Raw genomic sequence first — 20358 nt, forward strand, 5'->3', positions numbered from 1 at the left:
TGGTGGCAGTCGCACTTGTATCGTTATCATCAGTAACCGCTTGTTCCACTGTGATAACTTGACCATTCAACAATATTGTCCCGTGGTCATCCTCTGCTTTTAACACCTGCAAAGTTTCAGCATTTAGATTTTCCCTCAGCACCAAAGCCGCAAAAATCGCCCCTTCATCTCCAATTGAATCAGCAGTATTAATTTGGTTATCAACCCAATGACCTATTTCTTCTAAAATAACGCTGGTGACATCTGTGACATCTCCCTGATGACTCGTTAAAAATTCCTGCGATAAATAAATTGTATTTGTCGCAGCGGTATAAGACCCGTTTGCGCCATTTAATTCTGCTGAAGAAAGAATGGTAATTGCTGGGATGATGCTAAAATCTTGATTTTTCCAAGCATTTCCCAGATTTAAAACTGCTTCTGGATCAAAAGTCTCCCCAAAAGCTAACCGCATTTTTGCCACAAACTCTTCACTGTTCGCAAAATCTTGTAGATACAGTTCTATTTGTTCTAATGCTAGTAATAAAACCTGATTTAGATACAAATTATCGGTAAGAGAGCTATTGGCAGGTGTAGATGTCATAAAAATATATGGTAATTAATTTTCGCGCGTAGCTGTAGCAAAAAAATAATATTGAGTATACAAAAATCTGAACATCTACCAAAAGTTAGAGATTGGAAATTTTTCCTCAAGAATCTTACCTGAGTAGGTTGACAGGGGGATATGTTGTATTCAAATTAGCTTGCACTAGAATATGTTTTTAATAAATATGTATAAACAGAAGCTTTATGATAGTATAGCGCAAGTGCTAACTTGTGAGTTTGCTGTTGTGGGGATGATGGGATGCGATAGCGAAGCGCTGCTGCAAGCAGTTCGCTGTTTGGGATGATGGGAGTGCGATCGCTGAGGATGGGGTGCGATAGCGAAGCGCGACCTAGTAATCGCTTTTTAACGAGGAGATTGAACGCGATATAATGGCAGTAATGCAGTATAGGAAAAAAGTTATGATTCAAACCTTAGATGCTCTGTTCGATGGTGCAGCCCTTCTTCCTGAAGTACCTTTAAACATCAAATCAGGTACGCGAGTTCGGATTATTGTTGAAAGTCTGTTACCAGATGAAAAACCAAAACCAAAAACATTTTTGCAAACGGCCAAATCTTTAAATTTACAAGGTAAGCCAGACTGGTCAACTAATATAGACCAGTATTTGCATTAGGAAAATATCTCAGAAAATGAATGAAATTTTTTTAGATACATCTTTTGCAATTGCCTTATCCGCAATTACAGATCAAAATCATGCCAGAGCAGTTGAGCTTGCTGAACAAATTGAGGATCAAAATTCTTATCTCGTTACAACTCAAGCAATTTTACTAGAAATTGGCAATGCTCTTTCTAAGCAAAGATATAGAACCGCCGCAATTCAACTTCTTGAATCTCTAGAATCAGATCCAAACGTTGAAATAGTTCCTCTAACTAATGAACTGTACGATGCTGCTTTTCAATTATTTAGAAGTCGTCAAGATAAAGAATGGGGACTGGTTGACTGCATATCATGTATTGTGATGCAAAATCGGGGAATTACTGATGTGCTAACTGCGGATGAGCATTTCAATCAAATGGGATTTCGGGCGTTATTAAGAAATTAATGAAACAGGAATAGTGAAGCTGACCGAAGATATCGCTGTTTTGGGGATGTGGAAGGGCGATCTCTGTTCTGTAGTGGAGGGAAATGCGATCGCTTGATAAAATAGAAGTAACTTAAAGTTACAGGATAAACAAATAAATGATCACATTAGAAATGGCAATCGCTCCAAAACACACAAAATTAACATACTATCCGTTACCTGTTCCCTTCTTTGTAATATAGAAATAAAATGAGTGAAGTAACAGCAAATTATGATCAATCATGGAAAGAAGCGTTAAATGAATATTTTGAAAGCTTCCTAGCATTTTTCTTTCCTGTAGCCCATCAAGCAATTGATTGGACAAAAACCCCTGAATCTTTAGATAAAGAACTGCAAGAAATTACAGCTTCAGGAGAAACCAAAAACCGAATTACCGATAAACTGTATAAAGTTTGGTTATTAGATCAAACTCAAGTATGGATTTTAATCCACATAGAAATTCAGAGTCAATATGATGTTAACTTTGAAGAACGGATGTACATTTATAATTACCGAGCCTTCGACCTTTATCACCAATTTGTAGTAAGTGTAGCAATTTTAGGTGATACAAGTCCTAGTTGGCGACCAAATAGTTATGATAGAGCTATGTTGGATTGTGAACTAAGTAGGTAAAGAGAAAAATTTAAAGGTATGTGACGAAATGTAAATTCAATGAATGCCTTGCAAATAGGTTATTTCACGGTTTTTACAAAACTAAACATATATCGTTTTTATTATGTTTACCTACTTAAGTTTAAAATTCCCCATAGCTAAAATTCTTGATTATGAATCAAAATGGCATGAACTAGAAAAAAGTGATAATCCCTTTGCTACCATAGTGATGGCGCATTTAAAGACTAAAGCCACCACCAGTAATTTAACAGAAAGGGAGCAATGGAAATGGATATTAATTAGAGGACTTTATGACCGGGGCTTCACAAAAGAGAAGGTTATTAAGTTATTTAAAATCATCGACACAATGATGACTTTACCTAAACAATTGCAAGCAGGATTGGTCACTAAAATTAAACATTTTGAGGAGGAAAGAAAAATGCCTTTAATTAGCCCAACAGAACAACTAGCTATAGAACGAGGAATAGAACAGGGAATAGAACAGGGAAGACAAAGAGAGCAACAGCTAATTATACGACAAATAAATCGGCGAGTTGGTGAAATGGAATCATCATTAATTGACTCAATTCGTGCATTAACAATTGAGAAATTAGAATTATTGGGTGAGGCTCTGTTAGATTTTTCTTCTGTCACTGATTTAGAACAATGGTTACAAAATAACCCAGAGTCTTGAGATTAATCATATTTATTAAATAGGGCGATCGCTCCTGGGAAACCGTTTTGTGAATATGAGAGGGCGATCGCTTTGGGGATATGGGATGTACCATTTTTGGGGATATGGGAGTGCGATAGCGAAGCGCTCCGCAGGAATCGCTTCATGAAGAGTACAATTTTCTACCCACAGGAGCAAAGGGAATTTCTTTACCCTTTTGTTGATAATCTTCCTTCACTAACTCCCAGGCTAATTTTAGTTCTTGCAAAGCTTCTTCGGGAGTATCACCAAAAGCTGAAATGTTAGGTATTTCTTGTAAATGTGCTAACCAATCTCCTTGTTCATCAATATATTCTTGCAAACTGCCAATGAGATTTATGTTACAGCAATTCTTGCTCTAACCAAATAAATACAATGGAGGGCGTAAGCCTTGCGCCCCTACGGGTTTTGTGATAAAAACTGTACCTCATAATATTAAAAATTAGGGGCTTAACGCATTGCGCTAAACCCCTATGAGAGAATTATGTTTTAAGCAAAGACAAATTGATTAGGATCTGTCAAACTCAAACTACTGGATTGAATCCCAATGAGAACCGCTATGATGTTACTATCAAATACAATCTGAGTATCACCACCAACTTGATTTAAGGTGAATTGAGATGCAGTAGAGCCTAGATAAATCTTATCAATACCAATTTGGAAGTCAAGGATAGTATTAGCAGCTTTTGGTGCTTCAACATTAAAGATCCTGAATTCATCAGCACCAGCACCACCAGATAGCAGGTTGCCACCACCAAGACTAACATAGAATTTGTCGTTACCATCGCCACCTAATGCCCGGTCATTGCTACCCAGGAAGAAGGTATCATTACCAAGACCACCCGACATCCGGTTATTGCCTTTACTATCTCTAGCTTCAAAGGTATCATTACCATCGCTACCGAAAGCGATATCCCCCTTATTTACAAAAATTCTATCATTACCACTCCCAGCATCAATAGTGTTATTACCAGCAAGCCCTAAAATAGATGCACTTACTAGGTCTACTTCATCATTTCCAGCACCGGTAAAGACAATATCACGGATACCATTAAAGTCAGTTCCAGCTATCAGCATATCTGCACCGGGAGTTCCTGAAATGAGTTCTCCAGGAGAGCCTAAAACGGTATCTTCCCGGAAATTGAGGTTTTGGATTCTGGTATCTCCTTCTGGGGGTGTTTCCACAATATTGAAAGCTTTATTCCCAGCTACGGGGAAGTTTGCAGCTAAAAATTCAGCAAGTGTATCCTGTTCCGAAGCATCCGCAGCAAAGGTAGCAACACCAGTTCTAGTAGCATTAATAGGTTGGGTTAAATCAACGCGATTTTCACCAAATTCAGGAAATGGGTAGTTATCACCACCACCTGCTAGGAAATCAAGGGTAATTAGGCGAATTTGCCGATTTGCATCTCCTACCAACTGCCCATTTTCCACAATTACATCTAAGACTTGACCATTGTTAGGATCAACAATAGCTAAACTACGAATGCGATCGCCTTCTTTTTGTACACCAGTCACTCTACCATTGGCATTTCGTTCAAAGACAATAGCCTGTTTACTGGGGTCAAAACTAAACTGAATCCCACTAACTTGGGGAAATTGTCCAGGAGTCGCACCCTCAGCAGTTGCTGCTACACCATATTCTAAAATTCGCTCTAATTCTGCTGCGGTTACAGTCAACAAAGATAAGCCATTATTGAATCGCAAACTATCCAGAATGTCTAGCTGGGAAATCTCCCCAGTTTGTTTACCAGAAAAGGGGTTTGCTTGGGTAGGAAGAAGTGTGCCATTGGCATCTACTTCACCAATAGCTGCCCGAATACCACCGCCATTTTTGATGGAGACTTGTACAGTAGCATCAATAGTTTTAGCAAAGAACAAATTAGCATCCGCAGACAAATTACCCAAAGTTGTTTCTTGGGTTCTTACCTGTTCCCGACGACCTTCGATAAATACCGTACTCCGGCCAAAAACATTACTATCTTGTGCTGCAACCAACCCTTCAACAGCGTCGGTTAGCTGTTTAACCAAATTACCTTTTGTCCCTTGAGCAAAAGCAGCTTCTTTACTACCCCATAAAGCAATTACTTGATCCTCTGTAGTCGCAACTGGACCATTAATTACTAAATCTAAATCACTGACTGCATCCAGAGGACTACCATTAGCATCTACTAAAATGCCATTAGCATTAAAATCTACTACCAATCTTCCTACATAAGAATATTCGCCATCAGTGCTAACAATAACTGCGGGATCTCCATCTGCATTAGTAGTGACGATAGGATAGGTATTTGCTGGTGTATCTCCAGAACGCAAATTATCATCACCATTAGCCAAGATAGTATCAGAACCACTAGCTATAACTACATCTACACCCCTTAACTTAGTAATTAGTTGTTGTTCTAGGGCAATTTGTTGCAGATGTGAAACTACAATAATTTTATTAATGCCTTGGGTTTGTAATTGATTGATTACAGGCTGCAAAATAGCAGCTAAGGCATTCATATCATTTGCTTTTGTTCCCTGTACCCTTGTCCCGGTGGGAGAAGAAATACTTTCTAATAATTGGGTGGTAGCACCAACTACACCTATTTTTTCACCACCTCTTTCAATAATTGTCGCCGGGGCAATTTTTGGGGTAGTTGTTCCTGCTAGGGATGCAGTAGGATTTGTTTGAAAGGCTGTATTAGGAAGAATATTAGGAGTAAATAAACCAGATAAATTGCTATCTGCGGCAAAATTTAAGTTAGCGGATAGGTAAGGAAATTGAGTGCCTACCCATCTATCATCAGCTAAACCTGCACCCCGATATTCTGCTGCTATAATGGTTCTTAAAACTTCCGAACCCAAATCAAATTCATGATTACCAAGGGCAGAGGCATCAAAGCCGATGATATTCATAATTGAGATATCAACTCGACCACTACCTTCTCTTAAACTACTATAGCTAGTATTGATGGTTTGATTGGGTAAACCAAAAAGTTGATTGTAGACATTGTTAAATAAGCCACTATTGCGGAAAGTTATATCTCCTGCGGCACTAAAAAATGGTCCTGCTAGGTAGTTATCTCCCGCAGACAGGGTAATGGAGTTGTCAACTAAGTCTTCTAAGCTATCAACAATTGCCGCAAAGTTAGGTGCATCCGAAATTGCATTTACACCACCTTCTAGATCAGAAGCATGGAGAATTTGCAGTCTAAAATTTGTCATGGGATAAACTCAAATCCTTTTAGACATAGGATTGAATAAATAAGTTAAGATAGAATTAAGAAAGTATAGGTAAATAGTTAAATTTATTAATAGACATCTCCGAAAAAGAATCTGAAACCCTTAGAGGGTGTTTGAAAAGTCTAATTTATTACTTGCAAGGGCGACTAGAAGTCGCGGAACCACACAGACGAAACCCACCTATTCCTTCGGAACGCTACGCGAACGTGGGTTCAAAAGCCTTGATTTTTCGTTAGTCCACGCAGGTGGACTTTGTTTGTGTAGTAGCGATTTCTAATCGCCGGAAACTTTTCAAACATCCTCTTAACCTGTCTAGCTGAAAACCTCATTTCCGGAGAGGTCTAATGTCTTTAGGGCAAAAGTTAAATGCAGATGGACGCAGATAAACGCAGATTTTTTTAGATCATGATATTAAATATCTCCGGTAATTAAGTGGGTATAATCTGAAACTGTTGTAGGAACAATTCATGAATTGTCCCTACAATAATTTTCACCAGATGTCTATTTAGGACTTGCTGGTTTTATACAAAAGCGAAATTAGCAGCGGTCAAACTTAAGGTATTAATACCATTGAGAATTGCAATGGTTGTTGTACCGATCGCAATACTATTACCACTGAGAATTAGGTCACTAAAGTCAAAACCTGCACCTTGTCCAGAAATACCTAGGACATCAGTCCCGATTTGGAAGTCAAGAATCGTATTAGCAGCTTTGGGTAATTCAGCATTGACAATCCAGAATTGGTCAGCGCCAGCACCACCGGAAATTAAGTTACCACCACCAAGACTAACTCTGAAGATATCTTTACCATCACCACCTAAAGCGCGGTCATTGCTACCCAAGTAGAAGGTATCATCACCCACACCACCGGATATGCGGTTGCCACCTTGACCATCTCTAGCATCAAAGGTGTCATTACCATCACTACCGAAAGCGCGATCGCCTTTATTCACAAAGATAGTATCATTACCGCTACCCAGATCAACGATATTGTTACCAGCAAAGGGAGAACTTGCACCCAAGACAGTATCAACTGTGTCATTACCTGCACCAGTGAAGATGGTGTCGTTGATGCCATCAGTGCCACCACTGACAAACAAATCATCTTTACCAGTTGTTCCGGCAATATATTGGGTAGCTTCTGCTATAGACGCAGATATACCTAAACGGGAATCAAGGGCAAGAGGTTTATCAAGTTCCAACACCACCATCTCATTGTTGTCTATTCCTGGAGGACGACCAATGGAGAAGGGATAGTTGTTATCGTTGGCAACTAAAATGGTTTTGCTGTCAATCACTAAGACATCTTCAATGGTTTGGAAAGGCATATTGTAGGTGGTTTTACCATCACCATTGAGATCCTTGGGATCTTGGATGTTGAGTAGGTCTGCTACTTCTTCTTTGGAGACAAAGCCGTTAGGGTCAATCTTGCTGAAATCTACCTTGAATATCTTCTTGAAAAGGGCGGTACTACCTTGTCCGTTATCCCGTTCAATGACCAAGAACTCATTGTTATTGATGGGAGTGAAATCACCGATCGCATTGCTGGTACTTACTAATTGATAGCGTCCTATTAATCCTTGGTAGCTTTCACTGGCTACATCGAATTTATAAATCCGTACAGAACCAGCAGGATCGCCGACAACAGTTCCTTCCAACATCGGGTAGATGGTTTGACGGTCAGGGCTAAATGCCATGCCTTCAAAGCCTTGGGAGCGGTTCAAATTGGCTGTTACGAGGTCGCCGTAGTAGGGCTGATTGGGAGCAAAGTATTCCGGGGAATTATTGAAGTAAGGAGTATTTAAATTCCCGTTGGGATTGGCATAGCCTGTACCAGCTAGGTAATCATTAACTAGAACTTGTCGTCCTGTTTTGGGGAAGTCGGTAAAGAAACCATCTACACCCAAATCAATGAACTTACGGAACTCTGCACCGGGGTCGTTTTTGTAAGTATCGGGAAGGAAGAACTCGTCATTTCTTAAAGTGTAGAGGTGAACGATTAAACCAGCTTTGTGGGCATCTTGAATCAGGGTTGTGGGTGTGCCTAAAACGCGATCGCCATCACTAATTTGACCATCACCATTGAGATCATCAGCAGTACCATCCTTATTGGCATCTACCGTCAACTGAGGAATAATCCGCTGTTTATTCGGTCCAATTCCTTTAGCGTAGGTAGCAATTTCTGTTAAACCTGCTGGTGTAGAAATATCGGTATAGGTGCGGGTATCACCACTGACTACAAAATCATAAGGACGACCTGAACCGCCAAACAATTGCACTAGAGGAATATCAATCCCTGCGGTGGGCATGATGGTGTTTTTCAGCGCCTTGAGGTTGGCAACTTCAAAGGATTGAATGAAGATCCGAGATGGGTCGGTAAAGTTCTCAGCTTTGAGGGTGTCTGCTAAGATTTGGCTAGTATTGATACCTTGCTGTTGAAAGAAAGTAGGATGTTTGGTTTCGGGATAGATACCGATTTTGCGACCTGTTTCTAGTTCGACTTGTTTCACCAAATCAATGACTTCTTTCAAGGTTGGTACTTTCAATCCGTCTTGATCAAAAGTAGTACCACGCAAAGCAGGAATCCGTTCAATCGCATTTAGTTCCTTGACTTCTGCCAGGGTAAAGTCTTCAGCAAACCAACCGGCGACATTACGACCATCTAAATTTTTGATTTTCAGGCGATCGCTAAATTTATCACGTAAGTAAACATCCGTGCTTGTGTCGGTAGTATTGATAACTGGCTTACCATTGGCATCCCGTTGAATTGTGCCGTCAGTATTGAGAACACCGACTGCTAACATGGGTTCGTGACGGGCAATTAAGACACCATCTTTTGTTACCACTAAATCCGGTTCAACGAAATCTGCACCTTGAGCGATCGCTAATTTGTAGGCTTCTATTGTATGTTCTGGACGTTCACCACTTGCACCCCGGTGGCCGATGACGATGGGGGCTTTACCTGTGAGTGTATCAAATTTAGGAGTAGAAAGCACAGTGGGATTTTGGGGCGATCGGACTTGATTCGCCGTAATTTGATCCCGAACTAAATCCCCTGTACCGGGGAAATCAGTAAAGTAACCATCTACACCCAAACTAATAAACTGGCGGTACTCTAATTCAGGGTTGTTATTGTAATTTGATGCTAGAGAACGGCTTTCGTTGCGGAAGGTGTAAGGATGGACGACCAAACCCTCTTTGTGGGCATCACTAACCAAGCTAGTGGGTGCTAGGGTAACTTTATCCGCATCGTTAATTGTGCCATCGTTATTGAGATCATCCGGCTGACCATCATTGTTATTATCAACTGTTTTCACCGAAACAATCTGTCGTTTCCAAGGACCAATACCATCGGCGTAGGTAGCAATTTCTTTCAAACCAGCGGTCGTTAATAAATCTCCATAGGTGCGAGTATCTCCTTTAACGGTGAAATCGTAGGGACGAGCGTAAACATCTTGATACAACAGTGTGCCATCGTTGGCGACATCGTAGGCATCAAGCAATTGTACCAAAGGAAGATTCACACCAGCCGCCGGCATGATGGTATTGTTTAAATCCTTGAGATTGCTGACTTCAAAGGACTGAAGAAAAATCCGTTTGGGATCAGTAAATCCTTTCGCTTTGAGGGTGTCAATCAGTTTCTCTTCCAGTGACAAGCCCAAATTATCGTGATAGGTGGGGTGTTTAGTTTCAGGGTAAATACCGATTTTCTTACCAGTTTGTACCTCAACCTCTTTCACCAAATCAATAATTTCGCCCAGGGTAGGAACTTGGAGAAGACCGTTGTATAACTGATCTCGGAAACCTTGAGGCATCACAGCCCGCAGAGTTTTAATTTCTGCCAAGGTAAAGTCGGAAGCAAAGAAACCTTCTTCAGCCACACCATCTACCATCTTCGTGGTTTTCCGACTAGCAAATTCAGCACGACTAGCTACATCGGTGGTGTTAATCAGATTGGGTTCATGACGGGCAATTAACACCCCATCTTTAGTAGATACCAAATCGGGTTCAATGAAGTCTGCACCGCGTAAAATCGCCAAGCGGTAGGCTTCTATGGTATGTTCTGGCAGTTCACCACTTGCACCACGATGGCCAATAACAATAGGGGCTTGACCGTTGAGGGTATTTAGTTTAATGAGATTGGGAGTAGGAATGGGAGCATCTAATAAAACGCCATTACTATTGAAATGTAGTAGGTATGTTCCAAACTCATCACCCACCCAAATATCACCTTTGGCATCAATCACAAAAGACTCAACATCAAAATCAGCCCCGGTGAGTTCCCGTTTTACCGTGTTTTTATTGACAATATCAAAGGGAATTAATTTATTGGGGTCAGAGAGTTGAATGAAGTTTTGAACCGCTACAGAACCATTACCATTTTCTGTACCCGCAAAATTGGGGTCAACTTGGTAAAGTCGCAAGAGAAAATCAGCGCTGTTATTTTTTGCCCCAAAACCGTTATCAGCTAAGAACCAAAATACAGAACCATTACCATTAGGGGCAAACTGCACACCACTGAATCCTTGCACTGGTTGACCAGGGAAGGGTGTAGTCCGTCCATTGGTAGGATTGGTTACGGCTGCACCTGAAGCAGGTCCTGCTGCGAAGGTATCGGCAGGTAAGGAAGCAAAACCTTTGAGTGTCACCATACTAGGAGTAATATTTAAGGTAGTTGAACTTTGATCATCTTCTTGGGCGTTGTTGTTACCAGCACCAGAATCAAAGTCAGGTTGATTTTGGGCGGTAATTTCGGCTTTATTGGTTAATGCCCCACTTTGAGTCACTTTGGCTGTGAGTTTTAGGGTGCGGGTAACATTACCAGCAATTTCTCCCACATCCCACACACCGGTTTGACTGTTGTAAGTTCCCTGTTCCGGTGTTGCAGAGATGAGGGTAAATGGTTGTGGTAAGAAATCTGTGACTTTAATGCCATTAGCCAGTAAAGAACCTTTATTAGAAAGGGTTAAGGTGAATGTTACTTGGTCTCCGATAACTGCGTTCGTGACATTTGCAGTTTGACTCAACTCTAAATCTACAAAGTTATTAGGTTTGACTTCAAACTGGCTGACAATTTTCGGCTGACGACTAGATATAGCTGCGGGATTTGCTTCTAGTTCCTGACGGGTGTAAGGGTCAATGCCGTAGGTGGTGACAGTCAACTTTTGAGTGGCTTGGTCAATGTTAAACTCTGTCCAGCCGTAGGTATGAGTAGCAACATAGTCACCTTGCAATAACTTGGCATCAATCAAACCGTTAGCTACAGCTAGATTGTTATTCAAGCCAATGGGGTCATAACCTAAAGCATTGATGCCACCATTAACGACTTGTTTGATGAAATCGTCTCTATCATTAACTGTGCTGTCAACGTCATTAGCTACGGGTAGGGAATTGTAAAATGCCTTTTGTTCAGGAGTGAGGAACAAATTACCCACTGTTGGCCCAAAAGGAGCATCATAAGCTACAGAACCAGTAATAATTTCAAAGGCACTGGTGGGGATTTGTGCCTGTCCTGGTGCTAATTGGTAGGTGAGGTTGTTGACTAATGTGCCGTGGAAGTCTGCGGTGACAAAGACAACGTTACTAATTTTGCTGTCGTTGATGAATTTGAGAATTTCTGTTCTTTCTGCCGCATAGCCTTCATATCTATCGGCAGCGATCGCTACTCCCAAATTCTGAATAGGCTCTGGCAATATGATAAACTTCCAGATGATGCCATCTTTTTGCGCTTGGATTAAGTCGCGTTTGAGGTCATCCAACTGGACTTTTCCTAACATTGTCCGGTTCGGATTAAAGGAATCAGTCAGGAATTTTGTTACCTGAGTGGCATCACTAATATTAGCAACATCTGTTAAGCCTGGGTCACGGAAGGAACGGGCATCAAGAACGAAAGTGGCTGCATCACTACCAAAGGTGTTGTAACGGTAAAGTTTGCGTTCTCCGGCTGTGCGAGTATCCCCTGTTTCCCCATAGAATTGGTCACTAATGGGGTTATATTCTTGGAAGGCTTGCAGACCGTTTTCATAAAGTGGGGAGTCGTTAACTAAGCCAGAAGTTGCACCAAATAGAGTTTTATCTGCGCTGGAGGCTGTGGCTAAATCTTTTCCACCTTGGAAGTCATTGACTACTTCATGGTCATCAACAGTTGCCAAGATGGAAGTATCAGCCCGTAAATCACCTAGAGTATTTTGACCGTATCTTTGACTGTAGACTTCACCTTGTTTAACACGATACTCATCTAAGGTTATAGTTTGCTCTTTCTCTGTGCCATCAGGGTTTTTGACTGCGGGTGAAGCGGCATCTGCATAGATAGTATCACCCAATGCTACGAAGAATTTCAGGTTAGCATCATCAGCATTGCTAACGGCTGGATAGGGGGCAAGTTCGCCACGCCAATCTCCAGAAACACCGAATTTTAAGCCTGTTTTGTTACCAACTGCGGCGGCTGTGCTAAATTTACCAATGCTGGTTGCCCCGGTGGTATCTGTAACCCGGTAGAAGTAGTTAGTATTGGGAGTTAGTCCACTAACTGCCACCTTCACAGGTAGATTAACATCAGTGACATTAGTTGTTTGTGTCCCCGCAATGGTACTGAAGTTAGAGTTAGTGGAATACTCAAATTTAACTTGACCGGGGAAGATACTCCGCGCCCACAAAACTGTAGAGGTTTGGGTGGTGTCTCCACTGGCAATCCCATTCACAGCTAAAGGTGCGGCATCATTGGCTACTTCTTGTAAAGTGGAGGCACTCGCACTCCAATTACCATCTATAGGTGTAATGGTGATGTTGCGTTCTAGGAATTTGCCACCTTCTGATTCTATGTCACCTGTAATTGTGGGTGAACCTAAGAGAATGCTGGTTACACCATTTTGGTTTTTAGCAACATTGAAGTTGAGGCTGGTGGTTTCGTCGAATTTGGTTAATGCTACACCTGTTAAGGTTTTAAGACTGGCATTATCAGGGTTGTAGGCGGGAACGTTGATGTTTAAACCGACACCCTTGGGTAATAAATCTGGGTTAGTACCTTGGGTGGTGAGAAGTTTGTTAATGGTATCTACAACCATTCTGGCAGCGACATCATAAGCCTTTTCGGTGCTGGATCTATTGCCCTGCTGGAACTCTGCTAAATTGATACCAGCACTCACAGCGATCGCTGGAATCCCATTTTGTAAGGCTGTAACTGCCGCACTCAGTGTCCCAGAAGCAATCGCCTCAAAACCAACGTTTTCCCCTTCATTAATCCCAGAAATTACTAAGTCGGGTTTGGCTAAGTTCTCTTGACTGGGCAAAATATAATCTAAACCTGCCCAAGTGGCAACAATTGGTGTACCGTCAACGTACCATTTATTTTTCGCCCCATCAAATTCGACAACTTCCATATTTTGGAAGATTTTATTGGTATTAATGGAAGTTCCTTTACCGCTTTGTTGGGTTTTGGGTGCAACTAAGATGACGTTATGACCGGCTGCAACCAAGGCATTATAGATAACGTCTATGCCCTTAGCTTGGTAGCCATCATCATTTACCAACAAAATATTTAAGGATTTGCTGGCAGTGGCAATGGGGTTAACTAAATTGGGTACAGTTAAAGACAGACGTAATGCTAATGCCTGACGCTGACTGGCAGTTGTTCCCCAATCACCATCAAAGGCTGTGACGGTAATTTTATCAGCTAAAAACTGTTCTCCCTCAGATGTGGGTTTGGGAGTTGCACCAGCAGGAAGAGAATTTTGGCTGTAAAGTATGCCTTGACCTGTACCGAAATTAGGTGGTAATTGACCAAATTTAAAGTCAAAACTACCTGCTAAATCAAACTCTGTGAAAGCAATACCTGTGATTGGGTTATCAGCGGGAATATTGACATTTAAACCAATACCGTCGGGTAATAATTGGGGTTGATTGCCTTGTTTTGCCTGTAATTGGGCAATTAAATCAACGACGTAATTAGCACCCACTTGATAAGCTTTATCGGTGCTGGGATAACCAGCGGCACGTTCTGATAAAATTATGCCAGCACTAACGGCAATGGACGGCACACCTTGATGTACAGCAGAAACGGCTGCGCTGAGTGTACCAGAAATAATTCCTTCTAAACCCAGGTTTTCCCCTTCATTAATTCCAGAAATGACTAAATCTGGTCGTTGTTTAACAACAAAATCCAATCCTGTCCAAGTGGCAATAACTGGTTTACCATCTACATACCATTTATTTGGTGCGTAGTTGACTACCTCAATGGGTTGGAAAACTTTATCGGTATCAATGGCTGTACCTTGTCCACTTTGTTGGGTCTTTGGTGCAACTAGGGTGACTTTATGACCAGCCGCAACTAGTTTGTCGTAAAGAACATTAATTCCCTTGGCTTGATAACCATCATCATTTACCAACAAGATATTTAAAGATGGTTTCGGTTGAGGAGTTGTCAAGTTATAGGGTAGTTCTAAAATCCCTAGTTTTTCGGTTGGGGTATTACCAGAAACGTTAAAGTCGTTGTCGTTAATTAATGCCAGGGTATTGGGTGAAACTAAAGCCAAACCTTCTAATTTTTCAACACCTGTATAACCAAGTTGGGCAGCATTGGCAATTAAACTTTTGCTAACTGGGGTAATCTTCGCGGTAGTTAATTCGGCTGGTGTGAGTTGTTCAATGGTTTTACCAGTAGGTAAGGTGAAGTTAGCAGAATTATTGATATTAGTTGCCCCGGCTAAATTAATTTGATAAATCAATTTGTTGGAGGCATTTGTTGCTAAATCATCCCGTTCAACAACTGCAAATTTACCATTACCTAAGGAAACCGCATCACCGATTTTATCGGTTTTGGCGTTACCAGCAGCAGTGATGTTATCCAATAAATAGAGATATTCACCAGTTACTTGTTTGGAAATAATATCAAATTCCAAAATTCTCAAATTACGGGAATTTCTGGATGTTGTATCACCAGCATTATCTGGATTATCAATCGCACTTTGAATAAAGGCGTAAAGTTTACTACCTTCTAAAGCTACTGCTTCAAAACCGCGATTGTTGCGACGTTGACCATAAACTGCGGGTAGTACCTCTGTGCCAAAAGTTCCTGCTGCTGCGTCCTGGGCAGCTGTGGCTGTTCCTTGGGGAATAAAACGGTTAAGTAGTTTACCGTTAACATCAAAGTTATAAATTGCGGGACGGTATTCATCTACCAGCCAATAATCACCATTTGGGGCAATGACAATGCCTTCAACATCAGCCCCTAACGCTTTATTGGCTATGACTTGACCATCCAAATTAACAGCAATTTCATCGGTGTATGCTGTACCATTTGCCCCTGCTTGTAGGTTGGGAAGTCCGGTTAATGGGGTTGTGCCATTTTTATCAAATAGTCCTGTTCTCTTGGTGATGGTAATTGCACCCGTTTGTTTGTTGAGTTCAAAACTGACTATTTCTGGTTGAAAATCGGGTAAATAGAAGGGACGATTAGCACCGGTGGGGTCGCCATTTGGTCCCCTGTCGGTGTGAGTGACAAATTGGAGATTACCATTTACCGCAATACCTTGGAAATACAACCCGGAGAAACCACCTAAGAAGATATCTTGACCTTTGCTAGTTGTTCCTAATTTGGGAAGATTGGTAAATTCGTAATTAGTTAGTCGTGGTTGAGGTAAAGGGCTACGGGGGTCATAACTGTTACTAGCAACAATATTTTGACTATTGAAGAAACCCTGTAGTCTGGCATTGTTGTTAAATGAAACTATTGATTGTTGGGTGTTCAGTAAAGGTTTGATGCCATTAATTTCAACAATCATGTCATCAAAATCTTGGTTGGAATTAGCATAGGGCAACTCTTCTGCACCAAGAACGAACACATTTTCACCTTTAGAATAGGTGACAAATTGGGACGCGCGATCAGGATTTATTATGTTATTGGTAGAGAAGGTATATTTTTTAGCACCTCTACCAGTTGGATCACCATTAGGAAGGTTATTAATCAATCCAAAGTGAAACTGTTGACTAAAGCCTGTAGCAACTTGTAACCCATTAATAGCTACATTACCTTGATCATCAATAGTAACATTAACTGTTTTACCGGCTCCATCAGGACCTTCAAAAATAGTAACAGTCCTGCTAGGATTGGTGGCATCTTGAAGAATAAACTGGTTAGTATCTCGGACATTACCAAACAAATCTAATGTCTCTTTGGGAGTATCTAATCCAGGATTTTGTTCGCCAAGTAATTTAACGGTGAAAGTGTTGCCTGTGAAGGTTGCAAAATTCTTCTGGTCGTTGTTGACGTTAATTACATTCTTGGTTGTATCTATTTTGAGGACTTGGGGTAAGGTAGCAACAATATTTTCCCAAGGTACTAACTTAAAGTTGCTGCTGATGTTCTCATCATCAACAATGGTGGCGGGGTCATTTGCACCGTCTTGGGTGATAAATACACCATAAGGGAAATTGGGACTCAAGGGCAGATTAATAACATCTGCACCGTCGGATTCTTGAACGCTGTCAATTCCGCCATTGTTACCAACTGCAAATCTACCTAAAAAGTCGTTGTTGCCTTCACGGGTGTATGCTGCAAAGGTGTTATCGCCTTGACTGGATGCTAACAGGTAGCCTGTACCGTTTTTACCGTAATAAATTGTTAAGCCTTCAACATCATTGGTGAGGTTTTTGCCACCCTCAGCTTTGACTTTCTCAATTAATTTACCTGTTGAACCACCATTGGGTTCACCGTCGAATTTCCAAATCCCCACATCTTCTTGACCAATGTACAGAAATCCTGTTTCTTGGTCTGCTACCATGCCTTCAGTTTGGGCTGAAGCACCTGCTGTGGTTGGTGAGGGAATGGTGAAGCTACGAACTACCTCATAACCGATTTTACCGTTGCCTTTGTCTACTAATTTGAGTTGAGCTATATCTCCAGTTTGGCGACGACTGGTGAAGACGTAGTAATCGTTGGTGACGGGACTGCGGTACAGGGCTAAACCGTAGGAACTGCGAGTAGATGCAGAATAAGGGGCGGCGAAAGGTACACTTTGGAAAATTGTGGCGGTGCTACTATCGGTAATATTTTCTAAATAATTACCATTAGCACTGTTGGGGTTAATTTTGAATATTGCTAGTTTATCGTTGTTGCGATCGCTTGCTACGGCAATATCAACTTTCTCACCACCTAATGTAAATCCATATTGCAAATCAACGTTGTTATAACGAATATCTGGATTGCTAGGATTAATGGTTTGCAACAGGTTTCCAGCTAAATCATAAATCCGCAAACCGCCATTTTTAACGCTAGTTACAACTAGGCTTTTGCTAGAATCTGTGGCATTAACATAAATTGCTGGATCATCCGCATCGGCTCTTTGACTAAATGGTAAACTGTCATCATCTAAAAGCGCGGGACGGGTTTCTACAATAGGGGTAGCAGTGGGAACTACATCTGCACTTAATGTGAGGATTTGCGTAAATTGGGTAGCACCAAAGTTGTTATCACTCACCAAAACAATGGATTGCGTACCATCTGCCAATTTTGGACCAAATGCCAGACCTTCAATATTATCTGTACCTGTGGGATGATTGCCGTCACTATTGGGCAAATTCAGGGTATCAAGATTTAATAACAACCGTTTTTGAGCAGGTTGAATTGCCGCTAATTGGTCGGCAGAGAGACTACTCAAGGAATCAACTGTATTGATGTCTGTTGCCCCTTGAAGGCTAATTTCATAGATTTTAATCGTGTTTCCTTGTCCAACAGCAAAGGAGCGTTCTAGAGCCAATAAAGTCCCACGATTATCAATTGCTAATAAATCTACCAAACCGTTATCAGCAAAACCATTGCTAGGGTTAGGAGTTTTAGCAATGGGGTCAGTGACATACAGATATTCTTTCTCTGGTTGTCCTGTCACCAAATTATATTGAATAATCCGAGAACGAGCGCTGGTAGTAGTTGTAGCAATTGCACCATCTTGAAAGAGGGCGCTTTCTGTAGCCGTGAATAGGGTTTTTTGGTCAGGAGTAATGGTTAAGCTTTCAAATGCTAAGTTATTACGCACCCCTGATGTTTGAGTATCACCTGTATCAACAACACCATTGCTGTTAGTATCTTGGACTACAGGATTAAATTTCTTGGGTACTGCTAAAGAACGAATTTCCTGTCCTGTAGTTAGATTAAACTCTTTAATGAAAGGATTGGTAACGCGACTTGCACCTAAATCTGGTCTCACTTCCCCTTCGGAAGAGATTAAAACTGTACCATTGCTGGTTAAAGCAATACCTTCTGGATCTAAGCTATTATTTAAAAAAGGATTGCCATTAATATCCTTGAGTTGGACAACGTTGGTAAAAGTTACCGCATTAGTAACAGGGTCAAGAGTGAAGGTATAAAAACGGGCATTGGATGAGCGATCGTCGGAAATGGCATAATAGCGATTATTTACCGCATCGTAAGTTACACCGGACAATCCACCCAACGCAACTTGTTGACCATTTACTGTTCCCGCTGCACCAGAGGGAATAAAGCCAGTATTGAAAATAGTTTGTCCCTTGAATCCAGTGCTAACAGCAGTTTTTCCTGGTTCTGTGTCACCAACTTGCACATCTGCATATATTAACCGATGGTCAGAACTAGGGAAACCACCGGGAAGACTAGAGTTAAAAGTTCCTACTAATGGGAAATTTGTATCAGTATTGCTAGGCCAGTACACTTCTGATTTACTAATTTGCAAGTCAGATGAGGGAAGTATATAGTCTGTTCTCAGGTTTCCTGGTGCAGTATCAGCAAAGTCTGCGGTGTCAAATGCAGGATTACCTTTATGATTGTTATTTGCCTGAGCTTGTAAAGTTGCCTGTTGAGGAGCACCTAAACTGGTGGGAATAACATTTGTATTAATACTGGGATTCAGTAACAGTTGGCGAATAGCATTGTTATAACTATCACCATCTAAGGGATCAGCATTTTGATCACCCATGATGACAAAGCTTGAACCAGCAGCAAGATTACCCTTTTTCCCCCCATCATCATAGATGTAATCACCTTTGCCTGGGGTAATATAATCTGCCCAAAAACGAATTTCATCACTATTACGCTTACCGTTGCGGTCTTCAGTTCCGTCAAAGGTGGGTGGTGTGGGGTGACTCACAAGAACATGAACTGTTTCCCCATTTACTGTAATTGGTACATCCCAATGACTTTTAGAAGATAAGCGGAGAACGTTAATTTCTTCAGGTGAATAAAAACCGTTTAAGTTCTCATTTACTGAAGTTGCAGGATTATCTACAGTTGGGTCATTTGTTAATAAGTTTCCTGGCATATCCTTCCACAGGAAATTTTGGAAGGTGCGAATGTTGGCTGTATCAATAGGATATTTAGAAAGCAACAACATTCCATACTGACCAGGGAAGTTCCCAAAGCCAAAGGCATCATCACCGTATCCGCTTACGCCTGGAGTTGTAACTGTTGTAGCATTATTATTTAAGTCAAAACCGGAAGCAATCCCAGTATTAGAAGGAGCAATATAAAAGTAGGAATAGTTAACTGGTGTCGCACCGTTTTGACTGATTTGCAGATAATTTTCTCTAAAAAGATTTACTGCTGCGGGGGAATAGTCAAATTCGTTAATTAGTAATATATCTGGGTTGTTGCGTTGAATAATTTCGGCAACTGTTTTTCCTTGAGCGTTGTTAGGGGTAGATAAATCAGTTACTAACTGACCGTCAGTGTTGCGATTTAGAGACGCATTAAACTGGGAAAGGCGGACTGTAGTAAGTACCATATTTTTTGTGCAGATTTAGCTTAAACAAAGATAATCTGGTGACAGGAAATTGCAGATAATGGCATCAACAATATCAGTCAAAAGTTAAGAAATTATTGTCTATAGTTGAGATTTATTTAAGTGCTGATTAAGCTTAGGAAATCATGAGGTAGGGGCGCAGGACCTGCGCCCAGTCAAGAGTCACCTAGCATTTCTAAGCATTTGCTGGGTTTCACTAAGTAGGTGAACACAATAAAACCAAACTGTGTAAAGAAACGTAAAATCGCCCAAACCCTCTTGCCCTGCTATAACGATAATTTTCAACGCCAACCTACTTATGTTCAACCCAACCTATATTTCCTGAACAGAACAGGATTGAGATATAAGTTATTTGTATGGGATGTTGGTAAAAAAGA

Annotated in this window: 7 protein-coding genes and 2 pseudogenes; 4 read left to right on the forward strand and 5 right to left on the reverse strand. The window is 41.1% G+C overall.

Features of this window, described 5'->3' with window-relative positions:
• Window positions 1–580 (reverse strand): annotated as a pseudogene (locus CA730_RS24940) (hypothetical protein); the annotation flags it as partial.
• Between the two features lie 422 nt (window positions 581–1002).
• Here CA730_RS24940 and CA730_RS15410 point away from each other — a divergent pair.
• From CA730_RS15410 to CA730_RS15425, 4 genes and pseudogenes are all read left to right on the forward strand, one after another.
• A complete protein-coding gene (locus CA730_RS15410) occupies window positions 1003–1215 on the forward strand; it encodes a hypothetical protein (RefSeq protein WP_096668591.1) in 213 nt (70 codons plus the stop codon).
• A gap of 16 nt (window positions 1216–1231) precedes the next feature.
• Window positions 1232–1645: a type II toxin-antitoxin system VapC family toxin gene (locus CA730_RS15415; protein WP_096668593.1), complete on the forward strand. Its 414-nt coding sequence runs from the start codon at window positions 1232–1234 to the stop codon at window positions 1643–1645.
• A gap of 228 nt (window positions 1646–1873) precedes the next feature.
• Window positions 1874–2284, forward strand: a pseudogene (locus CA730_RS15420) (hypothetical protein); the annotation flags it as partial.
• Between the two features lie 115 nt (window positions 2285–2399).
• Window positions 2400–2969, forward strand: a complete 570-nt coding sequence (locus tag CA730_RS15425) for a DUF4351 domain-containing protein (RefSeq protein ID WP_197705448.1) — start codon at window positions 2400–2402, stop codon at window positions 2967–2969.
• Window positions 2970–2971: 2 nt separating this feature from the next.
• On the opposite strand, the gene CA730_RS24505 is transcribed toward CA730_RS15425, so the two are convergent.
• From CA730_RS24505 to surE, 4 genes are all read right to left on the reverse strand, one after another.
• Complete coding sequence (locus CA730_RS24505; RefSeq protein WP_157749990.1) at window positions 2972–3115, reverse strand: hypothetical protein; 144 nt, start codon at window positions 3113–3115, stop codon at window positions 2972–2974.
• Window positions 3112–3309: a type II toxin-antitoxin system HicB family antitoxin gene (locus tag CA730_RS15430; protein ID WP_231939851.1), complete on the reverse strand. Its 198-nt coding sequence runs from the start codon at window positions 3307–3309 to the stop codon at window positions 3112–3114. The genes CA730_RS24505 and CA730_RS15430 overlap by 4 nt, the downstream gene beginning before the upstream one ends.
• 167 nt (window positions 3310–3476) lie before the next feature.
• Window positions 3477–6197 carry a bifunctional metallophosphatase/5'-nucleotidase gene (locus CA730_RS15435; RefSeq protein WP_096668597.1) on the reverse strand — a complete coding sequence of 907 codons (2721 nt, stop codon included), beginning with the start codon at window positions 6195–6197 and terminating at the stop codon, window positions 3477–3479.
• Between the two features lie 539 nt (window positions 6198–6736).
• On the reverse strand, window positions 6737–19963 hold the full coding sequence (surE, locus tag CA730_RS25690) for a 5'/3'-nucleotidase SurE (RefSeq protein ID WP_231939852.1): 13227 nt from the start codon (window positions 19961–19963) through the stop codon (window positions 6737–6739).
• Between the last annotated feature and the right edge of the window lie 395 nt (window positions 19964–20358).

The sequence above is a fragment of the Dolichospermum compactum NIES-806 genome (assembly GCF_002368115.1).
Classification (GTDB): Bacteria; Cyanobacteriota; Cyanobacteriia; order Cyanobacteriales; family Nostocaceae; genus Dolichospermum; species Dolichospermum compactum.